Source organism: Nonomuraea glycinis, from assembly GCF_014646515.1.
GTDB lineage: Bacteria > Actinomycetota > Actinomycetes > Streptosporangiales > Streptosporangiaceae > Nonomuraea > Nonomuraea glycinis.
Genome location: NZ_BMNK01000004.1, coordinates 460,658 through 478,653, shown reverse-complemented (window position 1 = coordinate 478,653; position 17,996 = coordinate 460,658). Strand labels below are relative to the sequence as shown.

21 protein-coding genes are annotated in these 17,996 nt (G+C 70.7%); 8 read left to right on the top strand and 13 right to left on the bottom strand.

Annotated elements, in window-relative coordinates:
- Positions 1–68: 68 nt before the first annotated feature.
- Together IEY87_RS15705 and IEY87_RS15700 are read right to left on the bottom strand one after the other, a co-directional pair.
- Positions 69–446, bottom strand: coding sequence for a GntR family transcriptional regulator (locus tag IEY87_RS15705; protein ID WP_189139351.1), 378 nt, complete (start codon positions 444–446; stop codon positions 69–71).
- Positions 443–1,276 carry a hypothetical protein gene (locus IEY87_RS15700; RefSeq protein ID WP_189139350.1) on the bottom strand — a complete coding sequence of 278 codons (834 nt, stop codon included), beginning with the start codon at positions 1,274–1,276 and terminating at the stop codon, positions 443–445. Before IEY87_RS15700 ends, IEY87_RS15705 begins: the two co-directional genes overlap by 4 nt.
- Before the next feature lie 258 nt (positions 1,277–1,534).
- On the opposite strand from IEY87_RS15700, the gene IEY87_RS15695 reads away from it, so the two are divergent.
- Positions 1,535–2,023, top strand: coding sequence for an anthrone oxygenase family protein (locus IEY87_RS15695; RefSeq protein ID WP_225277292.1), 489 nt, complete (start codon positions 1,535–1,537; stop codon positions 2,021–2,023).
- Between the two features lie 33 nt (positions 2,024–2,056).
- Here IEY87_RS15695 and IEY87_RS15690 read toward each other — a convergent pair whose 3' ends face one another.
- Both IEY87_RS15690 and IEY87_RS15685 read right to left on the bottom strand, forming a co-directional pair.
- Entirely contained in the window at positions 2,057–2,800 is a 744-nt protein-coding gene (locus IEY87_RS15690; protein ID WP_189139349.1) for an SDR family NAD(P)-dependent oxidoreductase, read from the bottom strand.
- A gap of 51 nt (positions 2,801–2,851) precedes the next feature.
- Positions 2,852–3,829: an aldo/keto reductase gene (locus IEY87_RS15685; RefSeq protein ID WP_189139348.1), complete on the bottom strand. Its 978-nt coding sequence runs from the start codon at positions 3,827–3,829 to the stop codon at positions 2,852–2,854.
- Between the two features lie 301 nt (positions 3,830–4,130).
- Here IEY87_RS15685 and tnpB point away from each other — a divergent pair, with 301 nt between their 5' ends.
- Genes tnpB through IEY87_RS15670 form a run of 3 tightly spaced genes read left to right on the top strand, consistent with a single transcriptional unit; the run spans position 4,131 to position 6,503 of the window.
- Positions 4,131–5,570: an IS607 family element RNA-guided endonuclease TnpB gene (gene tnpB, locus IEY87_RS15680; RefSeq protein WP_225277293.1), complete on the top strand. Its 1,440-nt coding sequence runs from the start codon at positions 4,131–4,133 to the stop codon at positions 5,568–5,570.
- Between the two features lie 9 nt (positions 5,571–5,579).
- Positions 5,580–6,317 carry a hypothetical protein gene (locus tag IEY87_RS15675; protein WP_189139346.1) on the top strand — a complete coding sequence of 246 codons (738 nt, stop codon included), beginning with the start codon at positions 5,580–5,582 and terminating at the stop codon, positions 6,315–6,317.
- A 33-nt stretch (positions 6,318–6,350) separates the two neighbouring features.
- Positions 6,351–6,503, top strand: a complete 153-nt coding sequence (locus tag IEY87_RS15670; RefSeq protein WP_189139345.1) for a hypothetical protein — start codon at positions 6,351–6,353, stop codon at positions 6,501–6,503.
- A 10-nt stretch (positions 6,504–6,513) separates the two neighbouring features.
- Here the strand turns inward: IEY87_RS15670 and IEY87_RS15665 are convergent, their stop codons facing one another.
- Genes IEY87_RS15665 through IEY87_RS15650 form a run of 4 tightly spaced genes read right to left on the bottom strand, consistent with a single transcriptional unit; the run spans position 6,514 to position 10,578 of the window.
- Positions 6,514–7,509, bottom strand: a complete 996-nt coding sequence (locus IEY87_RS15665; protein WP_189139344.1) for a LacI family DNA-binding transcriptional regulator — start codon at positions 7,507–7,509, stop codon at positions 6,514–6,516.
- Positions 7,506–8,366: a carbohydrate ABC transporter permease gene (locus IEY87_RS15660; RefSeq protein WP_189139343.1), complete on the bottom strand. Its 861-nt coding sequence runs from the start codon at positions 8,364–8,366 to the stop codon at positions 7,506–7,508. Before IEY87_RS15660 ends, IEY87_RS15665 begins: the two co-directional genes overlap by 4 nt.
- Positions 8,366–9,259 (bottom strand): carbohydrate ABC transporter permease, encoded by an 894-nt coding sequence (locus IEY87_RS15655; RefSeq protein ID WP_189139342.1) that lies wholly within the window; start codon positions 9,257–9,259, stop codon positions 8,366–8,368. The genes IEY87_RS15660 and IEY87_RS15655 overlap by 1 nt, the downstream gene beginning before the upstream one ends.
- Entirely contained in the window at positions 9,256–10,578 is a 1,323-nt protein-coding gene (locus IEY87_RS15650) for an ABC transporter substrate-binding protein (protein WP_189139341.1), read from the bottom strand. Before IEY87_RS15650 ends, IEY87_RS15655 begins: the two co-directional genes overlap by 4 nt.
- A 163-nt stretch (positions 10,579–10,741) precedes the next feature.
- On the opposite strand from IEY87_RS15650, the gene IEY87_RS15645 reads away from it, so the two are divergent.
- Positions 10,742–12,721: a beta-galactosidase gene (locus tag IEY87_RS15645; protein WP_189139340.1), complete on the top strand. Its 1,980-nt coding sequence runs from the start codon at positions 10,742–10,744 to the stop codon at positions 12,719–12,721.
- A 120-nt stretch (positions 12,722–12,841) separates the two neighbouring features.
- Here the strand turns inward: IEY87_RS15645 and IEY87_RS15640 are convergent, their stop codons facing one another.
- Complete coding sequence (locus tag IEY87_RS15640) at positions 12,842–13,984, bottom strand: acetate/propionate family kinase (protein ID WP_189139339.1); 1,143 nt, start codon at positions 13,982–13,984, stop codon at positions 12,842–12,844.
- A gap of 353 nt (positions 13,985–14,337) precedes the next feature.
- Here IEY87_RS15640 and IEY87_RS15635 point away from each other — a divergent pair, with 353 nt between their 5' ends.
- Positions 14,338–14,757 carry a peptidase inhibitor family I36 protein gene (locus IEY87_RS15635; RefSeq protein ID WP_189139338.1) on the top strand — a complete coding sequence of 140 codons (420 nt, stop codon included), beginning with the start codon at positions 14,338–14,340 and terminating at the stop codon, positions 14,755–14,757.
- 147 nt (positions 14,758–14,904) lie between these two features.
- On the top strand, positions 14,905–15,681 hold the full coding sequence (locus IEY87_RS15630; protein WP_189139337.1) for an alpha/beta fold hydrolase: 777 nt from the start codon (positions 14,905–14,907) through the stop codon (positions 15,679–15,681).
- Here IEY87_RS15630 and IEY87_RS15625 read toward each other — a convergent pair.
- Positions 15,678–16,154, bottom strand: coding sequence for a TspO/MBR family protein (locus IEY87_RS15625; RefSeq protein WP_189139336.1), 477 nt, complete (start codon positions 16,152–16,154; stop codon positions 15,678–15,680). The two genes, IEY87_RS15630 and IEY87_RS15625, sit on opposite strands and share 4 nt — an antisense overlap.
- 138 nt (positions 16,155–16,292) lie before the next feature.
- Here IEY87_RS15625 and IEY87_RS15620 point away from each other — a divergent pair, with 138 nt between their 5' ends.
- The gene (locus tag IEY87_RS15620; RefSeq protein WP_225277294.1) at positions 16,293–16,826 is read left to right on the top strand and encodes a DUF6328 family protein; all 534 of its coding nucleotides are present in this window, start codon (positions 16,293–16,295) and stop codon (positions 16,824–16,826) included.
- An 89-nt stretch (positions 16,827–16,915) separates the two neighbouring features.
- Here IEY87_RS15620 and IEY87_RS15615 read toward each other — a convergent pair whose 3' ends face one another.
- From IEY87_RS15615 to IEY87_RS15605, 3 genes are read right to left on the bottom strand one after another with little or no spacing between them, the layout of a single operon-like run.
- Positions 16,916–17,215, bottom strand: a complete 300-nt coding sequence (locus IEY87_RS15615; RefSeq protein ID WP_225277295.1) for a cation:proton antiporter — start codon at positions 17,213–17,215, stop codon at positions 16,916–16,918.
- Positions 17,212–17,472: an MrpF/PhaF family protein gene (locus IEY87_RS15610; protein WP_189139335.1), complete on the bottom strand. Its 261-nt coding sequence runs from the start codon at positions 17,470–17,472 to the stop codon at positions 17,212–17,214. Before IEY87_RS15610 ends, IEY87_RS15615 begins: the two co-directional genes overlap by 4 nt.
- Positions 17,469–17,990, bottom strand: coding sequence for a Na+/H+ antiporter subunit E (locus IEY87_RS15605; protein WP_225277296.1), 522 nt, complete (start codon positions 17,988–17,990; stop codon positions 17,469–17,471). The genes IEY87_RS15610 and IEY87_RS15605 overlap by 4 nt, the downstream gene beginning before the upstream one ends.
- Positions 17,991–17,996: the final 6 nt, after the last annotated feature.

Genomic DNA, 17,996 nt, shown 5'->3' with positions numbered 1-17,996 from the left:
ATGATCGGCAGGATCACGGGGCCGGCCCGGGCCGCCTGGCCGAGCATGGAATTCGGGCCGGATCCCCGCTAACGAGCGGCTGAGTTCGTCCTGTCGGAGGTCAGGGCCGCCTGCACGATGCGGAGCGCCTCGACCGGGTCGAGGCCCACGCCGGCGATCACGGCCGCGTAGTCGGCGGCGGCCCGGAGGGCGCGTTCGCGGCCTTCTTCGCCGCCGGCCGACACGAACGAGCCCGCCCGCCCGCGGGTCTCGATCAGCCCCGCCTCCTCCAGTTCGCGGTAGGCCCTGCCGACCGTGTTGACGGCCAGGCCGAGGTCGGTCGCGAGATGGCGGATGGTCGGCAGCCGGGCGCCCACGGCCAGGGTGCGGTCCTGGATCTGCCTGGCCAGCTGGGCGCGTAGCTGCTCGAACGGCGGAACGGGTGAGGCCGCGTCGATGACGATCATCGGGTGCCCATGGCCTGCCGGGCCACCGTCGCGATCGGCGGAGTTCTCGCTTGGATGAGGAAGAGCGTGATGAGCCCCAGGATCACGAAGGCGAGCGCGGCGGCGTTCCACCAGGCGGGCGCGGAGCCGAACAGCAACACCATGGGCAGCGCCCAGGCCACGGTCGGCCTGGTGAGCTCGCGGGCGTCCTCGACGCGCATGACGACGTCGGCCATCAGCGACATCTCGTCCTCGGCCACGACCGGGCGCATCAGCAGATCGCGGAGCTGCATGACGAATCCGGCGGCGACGCCGGCCAGGCCGACCAGCATGACGAGGGCCGCGTACCACACGGTGGAGTCCTGGGTGGTCAGGGCGCTGACCGCGAGCGCTGTCGCACCGGCGAAGGTGGCGACCATGAGGGCGGCGTTCGGGCGGCCGATCAGGGCACGCCAGCCGGGCTGGATCGGATGGGCCACGCGTCGCGACAGGCCCGCCCCGGCGCGACGGTCGACGCGCCGCACCCACCAGTAGAACAGCGACTGGGCCAGCAGGAGCCCGGCCATCGCCGTCATCAGGACGAGCAACGGCATCGGCCGGTGCGGCTCGCCCCCGCCGAAGGGGGATGTGGCGAGCCGGTCGTAGGCCTGCGCGAGCGCCGCGGCGATGATCAACACTGCGAGTATGACGTGATCGGCGAGGCGGGCACGTCGCCGTGCCGCCAGCCGTGCGGCCAGTAACGGTGTCGGCCGGTCGTCGGTCAGGCCGTGATGAGCCAGCCACGCGCTCGCCGGCCCCAACTCCGCCGGACGCGCCGGCGGGTCGGCGTCCGGTAATGCTCTGTTCGGCATGTCTCCTCCGATTGTCGCAATGTTTGTCTCAATAGAATGAGTCATAGCTTGCGACAAAGTCAAGCCGCCCATCGAAGGTGGCCGGCGCTGCCGGCCGAGAGGCAGGGCTCTTGGGTGGCCGGGGGACGGTCGGATCAGGTCGGTCAGTCCGTCGCCGGCGGGGGAGACGAGCGGCTGGGGATCGAACTGCCAGGTGCGCGCGTCGGCTGACGAATCACCTCGGCGGAAACGGGGACCGCTGGACGCTCGCGTATGCGCGTGAGCGGACGATGTATGGACCGGCCGGCGCGGGGCGGCCACGATGTGCTCATGCTGCTGCTGCCTCTTGCCGCCCTGGTCCTGCACGGCGCTCTCGCGGGCCTCTTCTATGCCTTCTCGATGTCCGTCATGCCGGGGTTGAACGCCGTCGACTCCGTCCAGGCCGAGGCGGTCATGCGGAGCATCAACAAGAAGATCCTCAACCCGTGGCTCTACCTCGCGTTCCTCGGCGCGCCGATCGCCGCGCTGGCCGCCGGGCTGCTCGCGGACGGACCGGCCGCGCTCTGGTTCTTCGCCGCGGCCGGGGTGAACGCCATCGGCTCGTTCCTGATCACCATGGCGATCAACGTGCCGATGAACAACGCCGTCGACGCGGGCACGATGGTGTGGAAGGACTACGCGCCGAGGTGGACCGCCTGGAACACGGTGCGGGCCGTGGCCTGCTTCATCAGTCTCGTCCTGGTCGGCATCGGCCTGACCGGCCTGTGAGGCCCAGCGGGGCGAGGAGCGCGGGCGGCAGGGTCAGCGCAGGTAGCTGGCGCCGTTGAGGTCGAGGACCGTGCCGCTGGCCCACTCGGCCAGGGGCGAGGCCAGGTAGACGACCGCCGCGGCGATCTCCTCCGGCCGCGCCACCCGGCCGAACGGGCTCTGCGCCCGGATCTCGTCGCCGCGAGGCGGCTTGAGGTGCTCGTTGGTCATGTCCGTCGCCACGAACCCGGGCGCGACCGCCGCCACCGCGATGCCCCTCGGCGCCAGGGCCACCGCCAGGGACTGGGTGAGCGCATTGAGGCCGGCCTTGCTCGCGCCGTACGCCGGGCTGTCCGGCTCGCCGCGGAAGGCGCCGCGCGAGGAGACGTTGACGATCCGCCCGCCGGGCGGCAGGTGCTGGAGCGCGCACCAGGTGACGTTGGCGGCCCCGGTCAGGTTGACGTCGAGCGTCTGCCGCCAGGCCGTCTGCCACTCCTCGTAGGACAGGGCGGTCACCGGGTGGTGCAGGAAGACGCCGGCGTTGTTGACCAGCACGTCGATCCCGTCCAGGGCGTCCGCCGCCGCGTCCACCATGCGCCGCACCTCGTCCGGGGCGGCCAGGTCGGCCTGGACGACGGCGTGTCCCGCGCCGGGGAGCTCGCCGAGCAGGCTCTCGGCGAGCTCGGGCGAGTCCCGGTGGTGGATCGCGACCCGGTCGCCCTGGGCGGCGAACGCGGTCGCGACCGCCCGCCCGATCCCTCTCGACGCCCCGGTCACGAGAACTCTTCGTCCGCTCACCAGGGCACCGTAGCAAGGGCCGCTACCAGCGGGCGCCGTACTCAAGGGCCGCTACCAGCGGTCGTGCACCTGCGGACGGATCAGCTCGTCATAGACATCCTGTACGGCCTGCGTCGTCGAGGCGGGCAGCGGCTCCAGCGCGGCGGCCGAGGCGTTGGCCTTGGCCTGGCCGGGGTTGCGGGCGCCGGGGATGACGACGGAGACGCCGGGCTGGTCGAGGATCCAGCGCAGCGCGAACTGGGCCATCGTCGCCCCCTCCGGCACCAGCGGCGCCAGGCGGCGGACCGCTTCCAGGCCGGTGGCGAAGTCCACGCCGGAGAAGGTCTCGCCGACGTCGAACGCCTCACCGTGCCGGTTGAAGGTGCGGTGGTCGTCAGGTGCGAACGTCGTCCGCTCGTCGTACCGGCCGGACAGCAGGCCGCTGGCCAGCGGGACGCGCGCGATGATGCCGACGCCGGCCTCGCGGGCGGCGGGCAGCACCCGCTCCAGCGGCTTGAGCCGGAAGGCGTTGAGGATGATCTGCACGGACGCGACGCCGGGGCGGGCGATGGCGGTCAGCGCCTCCTCGCAGGTCTCCACGCTGACGCCGTACGCGGCGAGCTTCTTCTCCGCGACCAGGGTGTCGAGCGCGTCGAACACCGCGTCGGCCGAGTAGACGGCGGTGGGCGGGCAGTGCAGCTGGACCAGGTCGATGGTGTCGACGCCGAGGTTCTGGCGGGAGCGCTCGTTCCAGGCGCGGAAGTTCGCCAGCACGTAGTTGTCCGGCAGCTGCTCCACCCGGCGGCCCATCTTGGTGGCCACGGTGAGCTCCGGCCGTCCCTTGGCGAAGCGGCCGACGATCTGCTCGCTGCGGCCGTCGCCGTAGACGTCGGCGGTGTCGATGAACGTCACCCCTTCGTCGACCGCCGCTGACAGCGTGGCGACGGCGTCGTCCTCGCTCACCTGACCCCAGTCGGCGCCGAGCTGCCAGGCGCCGAGTCCGACCACGCCGACCTGGCGTCCAGTGCGTCCCAATACGCGGTGTTCCATAGGCCGTAACTCTTCCATATGGCCGTGGACGCTCAAGACGGCCAAGGGCAAGCTTCGGGAAAGCGAGCAGTTGGTAACCGCTGTGGTTTGTATCAGTGTTCGTCAGTCTTCATCTGGTTGTCTCTAGCGCGATCTCGGTCTGTCCAGTGGCGGTCGGGGTCGGCTCAGTGATCTGCGTACTGGTGGACGGCAGGACGAAGCGCTGGAGGGCCTGCGGCTTGGCGCCGTGTCCTGCCGGCGCTGCCTACCCCATCTCTCCATCGTCACGGTGTGCGTGCAAAGCCTTACCCATTGTGCGGGCATGCTGGTAGGGTCGTTCGTACACACTCTCGAATACGTGGGGAGGGATGGCGTGGTGCGGGTCGTGCAGGCCTATCGTTTCGCGTTGGACCCGACCGGGTGTCAGGGTGCTGTGCTGGCGTCGCATTGTGGTGCGGTGCGGGTGGCGTTCAACTGGGGCTTGGCGCAGGTGCGGGCGAATCTGGCGCAGCGGGAGGCGGAACGTTCCTACGGCATCCCTGAGGATCGGCTCACCCCGGCGTTGTCCTGGTCGATGCCCGCGCTGCGCAAACGCTGGAATCAGGTCAAGGACGAGGTGGCGCCGTGGTGGGCGGGCAACTCCAAGGAGGCCTACGCCTGCGGGCTGGCCCGCCTGGCCGACGCCCTGTCCAACTGGCGCGACTCCAAGAGCGGTAAGCGCAAGGGCCCGAAGATGGGCTTCCCCCGGTTCAAGACCAAACGTCGCACTGCCCGGTCGGTGCGCTTCACCACCGGCACGATTCGGCTGGACGGCCACGCCCACGTGGTGCTGCCGGTGCTGGGCCGGATCAAAACGCACGAACCGGTCACCAAACTCGCCCGCCTGCTCGCCGGGGGAGGTGCGCGGATCGCCTCGGCGACGGTGCGCTGGCAGGAGGGCCGCTGGCACGTCAGCTTCACCGTGCACACCGAACGCCCTCAAGGTTCGCCTGCGCGGCCGGATACGGTGATCGGGGTGGACCTCGGCATCAAGACGCTGGCGGTCTTCTCCGACGGACGACCGCCGGTCGCCAACCCCCGGCACCTGACGACGGCCTTGCGTAAGCTGCGGCGTCTGTCGCGGGCGGTCTCCCGCAAACGCGGCCCCGACCGGCGCACCCGGCAACGACCCTCGCAGCGATGGTTGCGCGCGAACGCGGCCCGTAACCGGGCGGAGCATCGGGTGGCGGCGCTGCGCCGTGACGGCATCCACAAACTGACCACGAGTCTGGCACGGACGTACGGCACCATCGTGGTTGAAGACCTGCACGTGGCCGGGATGATCCGCAACCGGCGACTGGCCCGCGCCGTCTCCGACGCGGGCTTCGGGGAGATCCGCCGCCAGCTCACCTACAAGACCACCTGGCACGGCGGACGGTTGCTGGTCGCCGACCGCTGGTTCCCCTCCTCCAAGACCTGCTCATCCTGCGGTGCGGTGAAAACCAAGCTGCCGCTGCGGGTGCGCACCTACGTCTGTGAGGGGTGCGGCCTGAGCATGGATCGCGACGAGAACGCCGCGCTCAACCTCGCTTCCCTGGTGGAGCGCACGGTCGCCGGGAGTGGCCCGGAGACTCGAAACGGACGTGGAGCCGACCATAAGACCCCGCCTGGCGGGGCAGGTGGCCGTGAAACGTCAACCCCGCACCGGGCACCCGCTGCCCGGATCAGACGAGGACCTTCGCCTGCACCGGGCGAATCACTGAGAATCCTTGAAACTCAGTGAACGGTTCAGGTGGCGGGTGGAGATGATGCCCGCGACCCCGGATGGGTGCTGGACCTGCTGCGGGACCGGCCCGAGCAGTGGCGGGCGGACGCGGCGGGCCGGATGGTGGCGGGACTGCGCACGGAGGACGCTCATGAGTGGGAGATCGTCGCCGCGTTCGTGCGGGAGACCGGGATCGCCCCGCCCGCCGGGGACCGGTTCGTCGCCGGCTGGCTGCGCACGCTCGATCCGGCCACGGCCGGCGCGGATCCGCTGTTCCCCCATCTCGCTCCGCGCGTCTTCGAGATCGACGGCCTCGGGGAGGTCTTCACCGACCGGGAGAGCGGGGCCGTCCACCGGCTCGTGGAGGACGGGCTGCTGGAGCGGGCGGACGTCGTCGACCGGGTCGTGGGGCGGCTGCTGCGCGATGGGCCGTCCGGCGTGGTGGCGCTGGTGGACCTGCACGAGCGCCTCGGGCCCGGCCTGGCGGAGGTGACGCCGCGGATCAGGGATTATGTCCGGCTGCTGCCCGTCGCTCCCGCCGGGGTGGCGAGAATGGCGCTGGTGCAGGTCCAGCGGGTGGAGGAAGCCGGCCTGCTGGCGGAGGAACTGTTCGCCGAGGCGATCGAGGGGCTGGCGTTCCGGCCGGAGAAAAAGCTGCTGCGAGCCAGGGAGCACTTTCCAGGCTCGCCGCCGAAGGGGAGCAGTTTCCGGGCTGTCCGCCGAAGCCGGAATAGGGCGGGGGAAGGCTCTGTTGGCGTTTCTTAGTTCAAACTTCAACTGTTTGGTGAAGGGAACGTCATGGAGATCGTCTTCATGTTCGTCATGGCAGGCCTGGTGGGCAGTCTACTCACCGGCGCGACGGCGGCCCTCGTGCTGATGGGCATCAGAGACCGCCAGTGGCCGGTGCTCGTGCGGCGGCGGGTCGTCTACCGCGGCTTCGTCCCCCGCTGACCCAGCGCCCTCAAGCGGATTCGCGGATCACCAGCTCGGTGGGGAGTATCACCGGCTCCACCTGCTCGGCGCCGTCGATCAGCGCCAGCAGCAGGTCCATCGTCCGGTTGGCCATCTCCGCCAGCGGCTGCCTGACCGTGGTCAGCGGCGGGAGGGTGGAAGTGGCCACCGAGGAGTCGTCGAACCCGCCCACCGCCACGTCGTCCGGCACCGAACGGCCGGCGGCGCGCAGCGTGGTCAGCGCGCCGGCGGCCATCAGGTCGGAGGCGACGAACACGGCGTCGAGGTCCGGTGAGCGCTCCAGCAGCTCGGTCATGGCGCGCTCGCCGCTGGCCTGCGTCCAGTCGCCGTGCGCGACGAGCTTGCTGGACGCCTTACGGCCCAGGACGTCGGCGAAGCCCTCGAGCCGCTGGATGCCGCCCGGCGTGTCCATCGGCCCGGTGATCATGGCGATCCGCCTGCGGCCCTGGCCCACCAGATATTCGGCCATCTGCCGGGCGCCCAGCCGATCGTCGGCGGTCGCGTACGGAATGACGCTCTCGCGGCCGATGACGGCGCCGCAGGAGACCGCGGGGGTGACCGAGCCGAGCGCGCTGACCAGCGGGTCGCCCGCGTGGGTGGAGACGAGCAGGACCCCGTCGGCGTGGCCGCCGCGCACGTAGCGCACCACGCGCTCGCGGTCGCCCTCGTCGCCCGACAGCATCATCACCAGGGACAGGTCGCGCTCGGCGAGCCGGCGGATGGCGACCCTGATGAGAGTGCTGTAGTTGGGGTCCTCGAAGAGCTTCTCGTGCGGCTCCGACAGCACCATGACGATCGTGCCGGTCCGCTGGGTGACCAGGCTGCGGGCGGCGCGGTTGACGACGTAGCCCGTCTCGGAGATCGCCTGTTCGATGGCGGAGCGGGCCGCGGGACTGACGTAGCGGTCGCCGTTGAGCAGCCGGGACACCGTGCCGCGGGAGACCCCCGCGGCGGCGGCGACGTCATGGATCGTGGGGCGTTTCATTTCACGGCTCCGGAGGACAGGTCGGTCTTCCAGTATCGCTGCATGGTGAGGAACAACGCGATCAACGGGATGATCGACAACAGTGTCCCGGTGAGGATCAGGTTGTACAACGACGGCTGGTTGGCCCCGGCGGCGAGCAGCGTGTAGAGCCCGACCGTGAGCGGGAACTTGCCGTCGTCGCCCAGCATGATGAACGGCAGCAGGAAGTTGTTCCAGATGGCCACGAACTGGAACAGGAAGATCGTCACCAGGCCCGGCACCATCAGCGGCAGCGCCAGCCGCCCCAGCAGCCGCCCCTCGCTCGCCCCGTCGATCCGGCCCGCCTCCAGCAGCGAGTCGGGGATCGCGGCGGTGGCGTAGATGCGGGCCAGGTAGACGCTGTACGGATGCAGGATCTGCGGCAGCAGGACCGCCCAGTAGGTATCGGCCAGGCCGATCTTCGAGAACAGCAGATACTGCGGGATGGCCAGCACCACGGCGGGCACCAGGATGCCGCCGATGAGCAGGTTGAAGATCAGCTTACGGCCGGGGAAACGATACTTGGCCAGCGCGTACCCCGAGATCGCCGAGACCGCGGTGGACAGCAGCGCGCCGCCGCCCGCGTACAGCAGCGTGTTGCCCATCCACAGCCAGAACACGCCGTCGCGGTAGGCGAACAGATCCGTCACGTTGCTCAGGAAGCCGGTGCCGAACGCCAGCGTGGGCGTGGTGAACAGCTCGCCCGGCGACTTGCTGGAGGCGATCAGCAGCCAGCTCACCGGGAACAGGCAGTAGAGCGCCCCCAGCAGGAGCAGCGCGGTGGGCGCGAGCCCGATCCCGCTGCGCGTGGAGCGCCGCTGTGGTGCGATGGCGGCCATCAGCCCTCCCCGAAGGCGCGATCGCGGACCACGCGCAGGAATCCGAACGACAGGACGAGCGAGATCGCCGCGATGACGATCGAGGTGGCCGCGGCCGAGTACAGGTCACCGGTGACGAAGGCGTCGCGGTAGACCTTCATCAGCGGGCTCCACGTCGAGCTGATCGTGTTGGTGAACGGCCGCAGCGTGGTCGGCTCGGTGAACACCTGGATGGTCGCGATGATCGAGAAGACGGTGGTCAGGATGATCGCCGGAGCCAGGATCGGGATCTTGACGCGCAGCGCGATCTGCAGCTCCGAGGCCCCGTCGAGCCGCGCGGCCTCGTAGTAGTCGCGCGGGATCGCCCGCAGGGTGGTGTAGAGCACCAGCATGTTGAACCCGGTCCCGCCCCACACCGCCACGTTCGCCATCGAGTAGGTGATCGTGCTCGCGCCGAGCAGGTCCACGTCCAGGATCGCCCGGATCGGGCTGAGCGAGGGAAGATACAGGAACCCCCACATCAGCGACGCGGCCACACCCGGCACCGCGTACGGCAGGAAGATCGAGATCCGGCTGAAGCGGGACAGCCGCACCCGCGCCGAGTCCAGCAGCAGCGCGAACAGCAGCGCCAGGCCGAGCATCACGACCAGCACCAGCGCGCCGTACCCGAGCACCCGCAGCCACCCGGCCCACAACTCGCCGTCGGCCAGCGCGGCGGCGAAGTTGTCGAACCCGACGAACACCTCGCGCCGCGCCCCGGCGCCCAGGCCGAGCCCGGACACCTGGGTGCGGCGCATCGCCAGATAGACGGTGTAGCCGATCGGCAGCGCCAGGAACAGCACGAACAGCACGATGGCGGGGGTGAGGATGACGTACGGGGCCAGGGGCGTACGCCTCTTGGAGGTGGGCGTCATGACGCGAGCGTGAACCCGGACTTGCGCATGTCGGCGACGGTGGCCTCGTGCATGGCCTGGACCGCGTCGGAGAACGACGTCCCGTCCTGCAGCGCCTTGTCGAAGCCGTCCTTGAAGGCGTTGTACGTGACGCCCACGTTCGGGCCGAAGGTGAAGCCGCGCGCCCCCGCCGAGACCGTCGCCGCCTGCTGCCAGAAGTCGGGCTGGTTGGCGAAGTAGTCAGGGGCCGCGCCGAGCGCCGCCTGGGCCTTGGCGGCGGCCGGGTAGATGGCCGCCTCCTTCACCAGCAGGTCGAGCGCCTTCGGGTCGGTGTTGATCCAGGTGGCGAACTGGGCGGCGGCGGCCTTGTTCGGCGTCTTGGCGGAGACCGCCACCGAGGAGCCGCCCCAGAAGCCGCTGAAGTTCTCGCCGGCGTTCCACTGCGGGAGCGGGGCGACGGCCCACTTGCCCTTGGCCTTGGGCGCGTTGCTCGACAGCACGCCCGGCGCCCACACGGCGGACGGCCAGGTCAGCAGCTTGCCGTCGTTGAGCGCCTTGTTCCACTCGGGGGTGAAGAACGGCGTGTCGTCGATGGCGCCCTCCTTCACCAGGCCGCCCCAGAAGTCGGCGACCTTCTTGGTGGGCTCGTCGGCGACGTTCACCTTCCAGGACTCGCCGCTGATCGACCACCACTGCGCGCCGGCCTGCTGGGCCAGCCCGGTGAAGGCGCCGGGGTCCTTGCTGGAGAAGGTGCCCAGGTAGGCCTTGGGGTCCTTCTTGCGCAGGGTGCGGGCCGCTTCGCCGTACTCCTGCCAGGTCTTGGGCACCTGCAGGCCGTGCTTGTCGAACAGGTCCTGGCGGTAGAAGAGCATCATCGGGCCGCTGTCCTGCGGCACCGCGTAGACCGCCTCGGTGCCGAGTGTGACCAGGCCCCAGATGCCCTCGCCGAACTCTCCCTTGATCGCCGCGGTCTCGGCCTTGAGGTCGGCCACCGCGTCGGCGGCGATGAACGACGGCAGGTGCTGGTATTCGGCCTGGACCAGGTCGGGCGGGTTGCCGGCCTTGGCCGCGGTGAGGAACTTCGCCGCCGCGTCGTCGCCGCCCGCCTGCTTGCTGACGGTGATCTGGATGTCGGGGTGGTCCTTGTTCCAGACTGCGACGATCTTGTCCATGTTGGGGGCCCAGGTCCAATAGGTGAGCTTGACCGGGCCCTGGGGGGCCGCCGGGCTCGTCGCCGCCGCCTCGGAACCACCGGTGGGCTCGCTCGAGCCGCACCCGCCGATCGTCAGGGTGGCCGTGAGCGCGGCGGCCAGGACCGCTCCGAGGCGTGTGGCACGCATGCTTACCTCCAGAAAAGTCTGTGAACGTGCACAGAGTGGAGCAGCGCCGTATCTCCGGTCAAGGGGTCGTTACATTCTCGTTAACCCAGGAAAAACGGCCCAGGAGTTCGCCGTGGAAGTGTGGGACGCTACTGTGCACGTTCACAGAGTTTTAGGGGGATGGATGTATCCGGAGCGTCCGGCCGGTATCGCCTTCGGCGGGGACTACAGCCCTGAGCAGTGGCCACGCGAGGTGCAGGAGGAGGACATGGCCCTGATGCGCGAGGCCGGGGTCAACCTCGTCAGCCTCGGCATGTTCACCTGGGCGCTGATGGAGCCGGAGCGAGGCCGCTACGAGTTCGGCTGGCTGGACGAGGTCATCGACCGGCTGCACGCGGCGGGCGTCTCGGTGGACCTGGCCACGCCCACCGCCGCGCCGCCCGCCTGGTTCGTCGCCGAGCACCCCGACGCGCTCCCGGTGACCAGGGACGGCATCCGCATCGGCTTCGGCGGCCGGCAGAGCGCCTGCTCCAGCTCACCGGCCTTCCGCGCCGCCACCGCCGCCCTGGTGCGCGCGCTCGCCGAGCACTACCGCGGCCATCCCGCCGTGGTCATGTGGCACGTGCACAACGAGTACGGGGCGCCGCTCGGCGAATGCTACTGCGAGCACAGCGTCCGGGCCTGGCAGGACTGGCTGCGCCACACCTACCTGGACCTGGCCGCGCTCAACGAGGCCTGGGGCACCGCGTTCTGGGGGCAGCGCTACACCGCCTGGTCGCAGATCGACGCCCCCCGGTTCAACCACACCGTGGTCAACCCCGCCCAGCGGCTCGACTACGCCCGCTTCAGCGACGGCCAGCACCGCGAGCACTACATCCTGCAGCGCGACATCATCAAGGAGAGCCACCCTGACCTGCCCGTGACGACCAACTTCGCCGGGACGGTCAACTGCAAGTCCACCGACCTGTGGCAGTGGGCCCGCGAGCTCGACGTCGTCGCCAACGACCACTACCTGCGGGCCGAGCAGCCGGACAACCACATCGACCTGGCCATGTCCGCCGACCTGGCCCGGTCGGTGGCGGGCGGCAAGCCGTGGATGCTCATGGAGCACTCGGCCGGCGCGGTCAACTGGCAGCCGCGCAACCTCGCCAAGCGGCCCGGCGAGATGCGCCGCAACAGCCTCGCGCACGTCGCGCGCGGCTCGGACAGCGTGCTGTTCTTCCAGTTCAGAGCCTCGCGGCACGGCGCTGAGAAGTTCCACTCCGGGATGGTGCCGCACGCCGGCACCGGCTCGCGGCAGTGGCGCGAGGTGCTGGAGCTGGGCGCCGACCTGCGCCGGCTGGACGGGGTCCGGGGCAGCGGGGTGGCGGCGGACGTGGCGATCGTGTGGGACTGGGAGTCCTACTGGGCGCTGGAGCTGGACTGGCGGCCGTCGGTGGACCTGACGTTCCGGGAGCGGGTGGACGCCTTCTACGAGGCGCTGTGGCGGGAGCACGTCACCGTGGACTTCGTACACCCTTCTGCCGATATTTCGGGATACAGGGTGGTTGTTGCGCCGAGTGCGTACCTGCTGACCGACGCCTCCGCCAAGAACCTGCACCGGTACGTCGAGGCGGGCGGCCACCTGCTGGTGTCGTACTTCTCCGGCATCGTGGACGAGCACGACGCGATCCATCCCGGCGCCTACCCCGGCGCGCTGCGCGAGCTGCTCGGCCTGTCCATCGAGGAGTTCCACCCGCTGCGCGAGCACGAGACGGTGGCGACCACCGCCGCCGAGGGCCGGATCTGGTCCGAGCGGATCGACCTGGCGGGCGCGCGGGCCGTCCAGCGCTTCACGGCCGGCCCCGACGCCGGGCACCCCGCCGTAACCCGCCACGACCTGGGCGCCGGCGCCGCCTGGTATCTCGCCACCGCCCCCGTCACCGGCCTGCGCGAGCTGCTGTGCGAGGTGCTCGACCGCGCGGGCGTGCCCCGGCCGCGCGACCTGCCCGACACCCTGGAGCTGGTACGGCGCGGCCGGCACGTCTTCCTGATCAACCACGGCGACGAGCCGGTGACGGTCGAGGGCGTGACCGGCACCGGAGCGCTCGACGGCGCGCGCCACGAAGGCTCGGTCACCGTCGCGGCCGGCGGCGTCTCGGTCATCCTGGAAGATCACCCGTAACCGTCACTCCGAAGGGAGCAGCCCCGTAATCGTCACTCTGACGGGAGCAGCCCCGTAATCGTCACTCTGACGGGAGCAGCCCCGTAACCGTCACTCCGACGGGGAGCTGTCCTGTGACGGTCACTCCTTCGCCGGGCCGTACAGCTCCTCCAGGCACTCCCGGGCGAGCTGGAGCTCCTCGTGCAGCTCGACGACCAGCACCGGGACGGCGGCGCCGGGCGCGCTGATCGGGCCGTCGTCGTCGCGGCCGCCCCGGGCGGGCGGCTCGACGCCGAGCAGCCGCAGGCGGCGGCAGATCGCCTCGCGCACCTCCGGCTGGTCCCAGCCGATCTCGCCGGTGAAGACCAGCGCGTCGATCCTGCCGAGCGAGGTGGTGGCGGCGGCGATCTCCCGGCTCACCCGGTGGCAGAACACGGCCAGCGCCAGCGCCGCCTGCTCGTCGCCGTCCCGCTCGGCGGCGACCAGGTCGCGGGTGTCGCCCGAGCGCCCGCCGGACAGGCCGAGCAGGCCCGAGCTCCGCTCCAGCCCCTCGCGCAGCTCCGCCGGCGTCAGCCGCTCATCCTCCAGCAGCCACAGCAGCAGGCCGGGATCGACGCTGCCCGACCGCTTGCTCATCGGCACGCCGTCCAGCGGGGTGAAGCCCATCGAGGTGTCCACGCTGCGCCCGCCCGACACCGCGCACACCGACGAGCCGCCGCCCAGGTGCGCGAGCACCAGATCCAGCTCGGTGGCGGGCCGGCCGAGCAGCTCCGCGGCCCGCTCCAGCGCCCAGGCGTAGGACAGGCCGTGGAAGCCGTAGCGGCGCAGGCCCCACTTCTCACGCCACCGGCCGGGCAGCGCATAGGTGGCGGCGGCGTCCGGCAGGCCGGCGTGAAAGGCGGTGTCGGGGCAGAGCACGTGCGGAATCGCGGGCAGCAGCTCGCGGGCCGCCTCCAGCAGGGCCAGCGCGGGTGGCAGATGCAGCGGTGCGAGGTCGGTGACGCCGCGCAGCGCCCGTACGACGGCGTCGTCGGCGACCACCGGGGCGCGGACGAGGTCGCCGCCGTGCACCAGCCGGTGCGCGACGGCCGCCACGTCGCGGTTCAGATGACGGCCGAGGAACTCCGACAGCTCGGCCCGGGCCGCGTCCGGGTCCATGGCGCGCTCGGCGCGCGCGCTGTCCACCACGCTGCCGCCGTCCACCAGGTCGAGGCGCAGGCTGGAGGAGCCGGCGTTGACCGTGAGCACCGCCGCCGACTCGCCTGCCACCCACTCCTGCCCCATGTCACTCCTCGTGCCGCTTCTCGCCGCCCGTTCACCGCGTTCCGGGATCGTCAGTGACGCGATCCCCGTCCGATCCGGGCAGCGGGTGCCCGGTACGGGGTTGACGTCTCATCGCCACCTGCCCGCCAGACGGGGTCTTATGGCCGGCTCCCCACCCGTTTCCGGTGACCGTACGCCGGGCGCGTGGTCGTGACCTCGGTGTTCCCGCTCAGACAGGAACACTTGGACGTGGGATGTCCTCGCGTAGTGAACTGGCAATCGCCTGATCGCCGGATGAACGGCGGTCAGCTGGATTCCATCCCAGGATTCCGTGGCCATTCCGCACGAGAACGTACCGAGAGAGCGAGCCCGCCATGACGACGTTCCGGCCCAACCCTCCGGCCCAGCCGAACAGAACCCGATCGCTCCTGCTCCGCGGCTGCCTGGCGCTGGCCATGGCCGCCATCCCCCTGGCGGTCACCGCGGAACCCGCACGAGCGACATCGGTCGAGTGCCACAGGAACAGTCAGTTCTGCCTGTACGAGGACGCCGGCGGCCAGGGCGACGAGTACGGCAGAAAGAGCAATCGCGGAAACTACGAGCTCGGCGGCTGGGACGGCGACAACGAGATCTCCTCCATCGTCAACGGCTCCGGCTGGTGCGCCACCATCTATTCCGACGACGGACAGAAGGGCAGAACGTTGACCGTGAAACCCGGCCGGGAACTCAACCAGTTGAAGGACTGGGATTTCAACGACGACGCGGAGAGCTACCGGCTGCACAGTTGCGTGTGAAGGGACTGCTGATGCCTCCGCGATGAAGTCCCGCGACGATCGCGACACGGTCGGCCCGCACAGCCCCTCTCCTCTTACCGGTTGACGTCTTTACAGCGGCGTCAGGAGGGCCATGATGGGGACGCGGACGGTGCCGGAAGGGGCGCGATGATCGAGTTGGGCTATGCCAGGACCCCCTACGGGCAGATCCACTACGCCGAGTGCGGCAGCGGGGATCCGGTGCTGCTGCTGCACCAGACGCCCCGGTCGTGGGACGAGTATCGCGAGGTGCTGCCGCTGCTGGGCGGCTCCCACCGGGTGGTCGCGATGGACACGTTAGGGTTCGGCGCCTCGGCGCAGCCCGCCGCGCACACCATCGAGGACTACGCGCAGGGCGTGCTCGCCCTGATGGACGCGCTCGGCCTGGAGTCCGCCGCGGTCGCGGGCCACCACACGGGCGGCGTGATCGCGATCGAGGCGGCGGCCCGCGCCCCGGAGCGGGTCACCCGGCTGGTGCTGTCGTCCACGCCGATGGTCGACGCCGAGTCCAGGGAGCGGCGGCGGCGCGGCGGGCGGCCGGTCGACAACGCCACCGAGCGGGAGGATGGCACGCACCTGACCGAGCTGTGGGCGAGCCGGGCCGTCTACTACCCGCCCGGCCGCCCCGACCTGCTGGGCCGCTACGTGCGGGACGCGCTCACCATCTGGCCGGGCGTCGGGCTCGGCCATCAGGCGGTCGGCGCCTACCGGATGGAGGAGCGCCTCGGCCTGATCCGCTGCCCGGTGCTCTGCGTCGGCGCCACGGACGACCCGTTCGGCTTCCCCGAGCTGCACCGGCTGGCTAAACCGCTCAACGCGGCCACGGCCGTCATCGAGGGCGGCATGATCCCGCTGGAGCTGCGGGCCGACGAGTTCGCCCGGGTGGTGGCGGAGTTCCTGGACTAGTTGAGCTGCCAGATGGCGAAGTTCAGCGCCGCCGCGTAGGACACCCACAGCAGGTACGGCACCAGCAGCAGTGCGGCCGCGCGGCTGATCCGCCAGAAGGCCACGGTATTGGCCACGATCGCCAGCCACAGAAGCACGATCTCGGCGAAGGCCAGGCCGTACTGCCCGGCGGCGAAGAACAGCGGCGTCCAGGCCAGGTTCAGCGCGAGCTGGGCCGCGTACACGAGGTGCGCCGAGGACCAGCCGCCCGCCTGCCAGGCCAGCCAGCCGGACACGGCGATCAGGAAGTACAGCAGCGTCCACGCCGGGCCGAACAGCCACTGCGGCGGCGCCCACGCCGGACGCTCCAGCGTCAGATACTCGGCCCCCGAGTCCATCGCGGCCAGCGATCCCACCACCGCCACGGCGGTCACGGCGGCGACGAAGAGAGCGAGGATCGACCAGCGATTGCGCAGCACCACCGTATGTTCCATCAGGAGCCCCTGCCCTCACCTGAGGGGGAATCACGATTTTGATCTTCTGACCCCATACGGATGGGGAATCGTAGGTTTTGATCTCCGTCGTCAAGGAAGTGGTACTGCCTGATGTGACGATGGTGGGAGGCGTTGGGCGTGACGGAAGTGCCGCAGTCAAGCCGGGAGACGGACAAGGAACGCGCCGATCGTAACTTCACCGAGCTGCTGCAGAGCGCCAGGGTGGCGGTGACCGGGGTCCAGGTGCTGTTCGCCTTCCTGCTGACCGTGCCGTTCACCCAGCGGTTCGTGAACCTGCGCGAGTTCGACCGATGGCTGTTCTACGTGGCGCTGGTGAGCGCCGCGATCGCGTCCATCTGCTACATCGCCCCGGCCAACCAGCATCGGATGCTGTTCCGGCAGGGGCTGAAGGAGAAGCTGGTCCGCCGTTCCAACTACTACGGCATCATCGGCGCGCTGGCCCTGGCCCTGTCGATGACCGCGGCCACCATGCTCGTGGTCGACTTCCTGTTCCAGTCCGCGCTGGCGTGGGCCACCGCAGGGGGCCTGGCCCTGCTGGTGGCGTGGGTCTGGTTCGGCCAGCCGGCGGTCAACCGCTTCGGCCGTTCCGACGAAGCCCCCACGACCGAGCAGGAGGAGGGCCGGCGAGAGGGCGCCGACCCGGCGGACTGAGCGCGTCACTCCGGCTCAGGGGGCGCCGACCCGGCGGGCTGAGCGCGTCACTCCGGCTCAGGGGGCGCCGACCCGGCGGGCTGAGCGTGTCACTCCGGCTCGTCGCGACGGTAGTCGGCGCGGGCCACCACGTAGGCGGCCACCGAGACGGTGATGATCTGGGCGACGCCCGCGATGAGCAGGGGCCCGGCGGTGGCCCAGGTGGGGCGGTGCAGCCACATCGCCAGCAGGACCAGCAGCACGCTGAGCACCTGCGGCTTGGTCGCCACGTGCATCCGGTCCAGCAGGGTGCGGAAGCGGATCAGCCCCACTCCGGCGGACAGGGCGAGCCCGGCGCCCGCGAGCAGGCAGCCGGCGGCGGCCACATCCAGCACGTCCAGCACGTTCACCGGGCGCCGCCGGAGAAGTAGCGGGCGACCGCCACCGACCCGGCGAACCCGAGCAGCGACAGCACCAGCAGGATCGGCAGGTCCGAGTAGTCGTCGCTGACCACCGCGAACGCGCCCACGGCGCACATGGACAGCGACGTCAGCACGTCCAGCGCGACCGCCCGGTCCAGCATCGTGGGGCCGCGCCCCGCCCGGTAGAGGGTGGCGAGCGCGCCGCAGGCCAGCAGCCCGAGCGTCACCAGGTAGACCGCCGTCATCGCAGCTCCTCCCGATCGGCGCGGGTGCCGAAGGCCGACACGATGCGCGACTCCAGCCCGCTCACGTCCCGCTGGGCGAGCGAGGTCAGGTCCCCGGTGCGGCCGAGGACGTGCAGCACCAGCTCCCGGCGGTCCGGGTGCGCCTCCAGGACGAGGCTGCCGGGCACGGTGGAGACCGCCACCATGATCATCATCATCATGGACTCCGACGACGTACGCAGCCGTACCTGGACGATCCCCGAGGGAGGCGAGCCGGTGCGCAGCACCCAGAGCACCACCCGCGCGGTGGAGTTCACCAGGTCGGCGGTGAACCACAGCAGGAAGGACGCCGCCTTGAGCGGCCGGATCCTGATGCCGGGATCGAGCGCGGGCAGCGGCAGCAGCCACGTGGTGATCGCCCCGGTCAGCAGCCCGCCCAGCACGGTGCCCACCGACACCTCGCCCCACAGCATCACCCAGATCAGCGCCAGCCAGACGACCAGCTCCAGCGGCACCGGCCGGCCGAACGGCCTCGGCACGAATCC

Bases quoted from the DNA above. Each gene is read 5' to 3' on its own strand.
- IEY87_RS15635 (WP_189139338.1), top strand. From the start codon at position 14,338: ATGACGACGTTCCGGCCCAACCCTCCGGCCCAGCCGAACAGAACCCGA.
- IEY87_RS15625 (WP_189139336.1), bottom strand. From the start codon at position 16,154: ATGGAACATACGGTGGTGCTGCGCAATCGCTGGTCGATCCTCGCTCTC.
- IEY87_RS15655 (WP_189139342.1), bottom strand. From the start codon at position 9,259: ATGACGCCCACCTCCAAGAGGCGTACGCCCCTGGCCCCGTACGTCATC.
- IEY87_RS15705 (WP_189139351.1), bottom strand. From the start codon at position 446: ATGATCGTCATCGACGCGGCCTCACCCGTTCCGCCGTTCGAGCAGCTA.
- tnpB (WP_225277293.1), top strand. From the start codon at position 4,131: ATGCTGGTAGGGTCGTTCGTACACACTCTCGAATACGTGGGGAGGGAT.
- IEY87_RS15670 (WP_189139345.1), top strand. From the start codon at position 6,351: ATGGAGATCGTCTTCATGTTCGTCATGGCAGGCCTGGTGGGCAGTCTA.
- IEY87_RS15640 (WP_189139339.1), bottom strand. From the start codon at position 13,984: ATGGGGCAGGAGTGGGTGGCAGGCGAGTCGGCGGCGGTGCTCACGGTC.
- IEY87_RS15610 (WP_189139335.1), bottom strand. From the start codon at position 17,472: ATGACGGCGGTCTACCTGGTGACGCTCGGGCTGCTGGCCTGCGGCGCG.
- IEY87_RS15645 (WP_189139340.1), top strand. From the start codon at position 10,742: ATGTATCCGGAGCGTCCGGCCGGTATCGCCTTCGGCGGGGACTACAGC.
- IEY87_RS15630 (WP_189139337.1), top strand. From the start codon at position 14,905: ATGATCGAGTTGGGCTATGCCAGGACCCCCTACGGGCAGATCCACTAC.
- IEY87_RS15700 (WP_189139350.1), bottom strand. From the start codon at position 1,276: ATGCCGAACAGAGCATTACCGGACGCCGACCCGCCGGCGCGTCCGGCG.
- IEY87_RS15650 (WP_189139341.1), bottom strand. From the start codon at position 10,578: ATGCGTGCCACACGCCTCGGAGCGGTCCTGGCCGCCGCGCTCACGGCC.
- IEY87_RS15660 (WP_189139343.1), bottom strand. From the start codon at position 8,366: ATGGCCGCCATCGCACCACAGCGGCGCTCCACGCGCAGCGGGATCGGG.
- IEY87_RS15665 (WP_189139344.1), bottom strand. From the start codon at position 7,509: ATGAAACGCCCCACGATCCATGACGTCGCCGCCGCCGCGGGGGTCTCC.
- IEY87_RS15685 (WP_189139348.1), bottom strand. From the start codon at position 3,829: ATGGAACACCGCGTATTGGGACGCACTGGACGCCAGGTCGGCGTGGTC.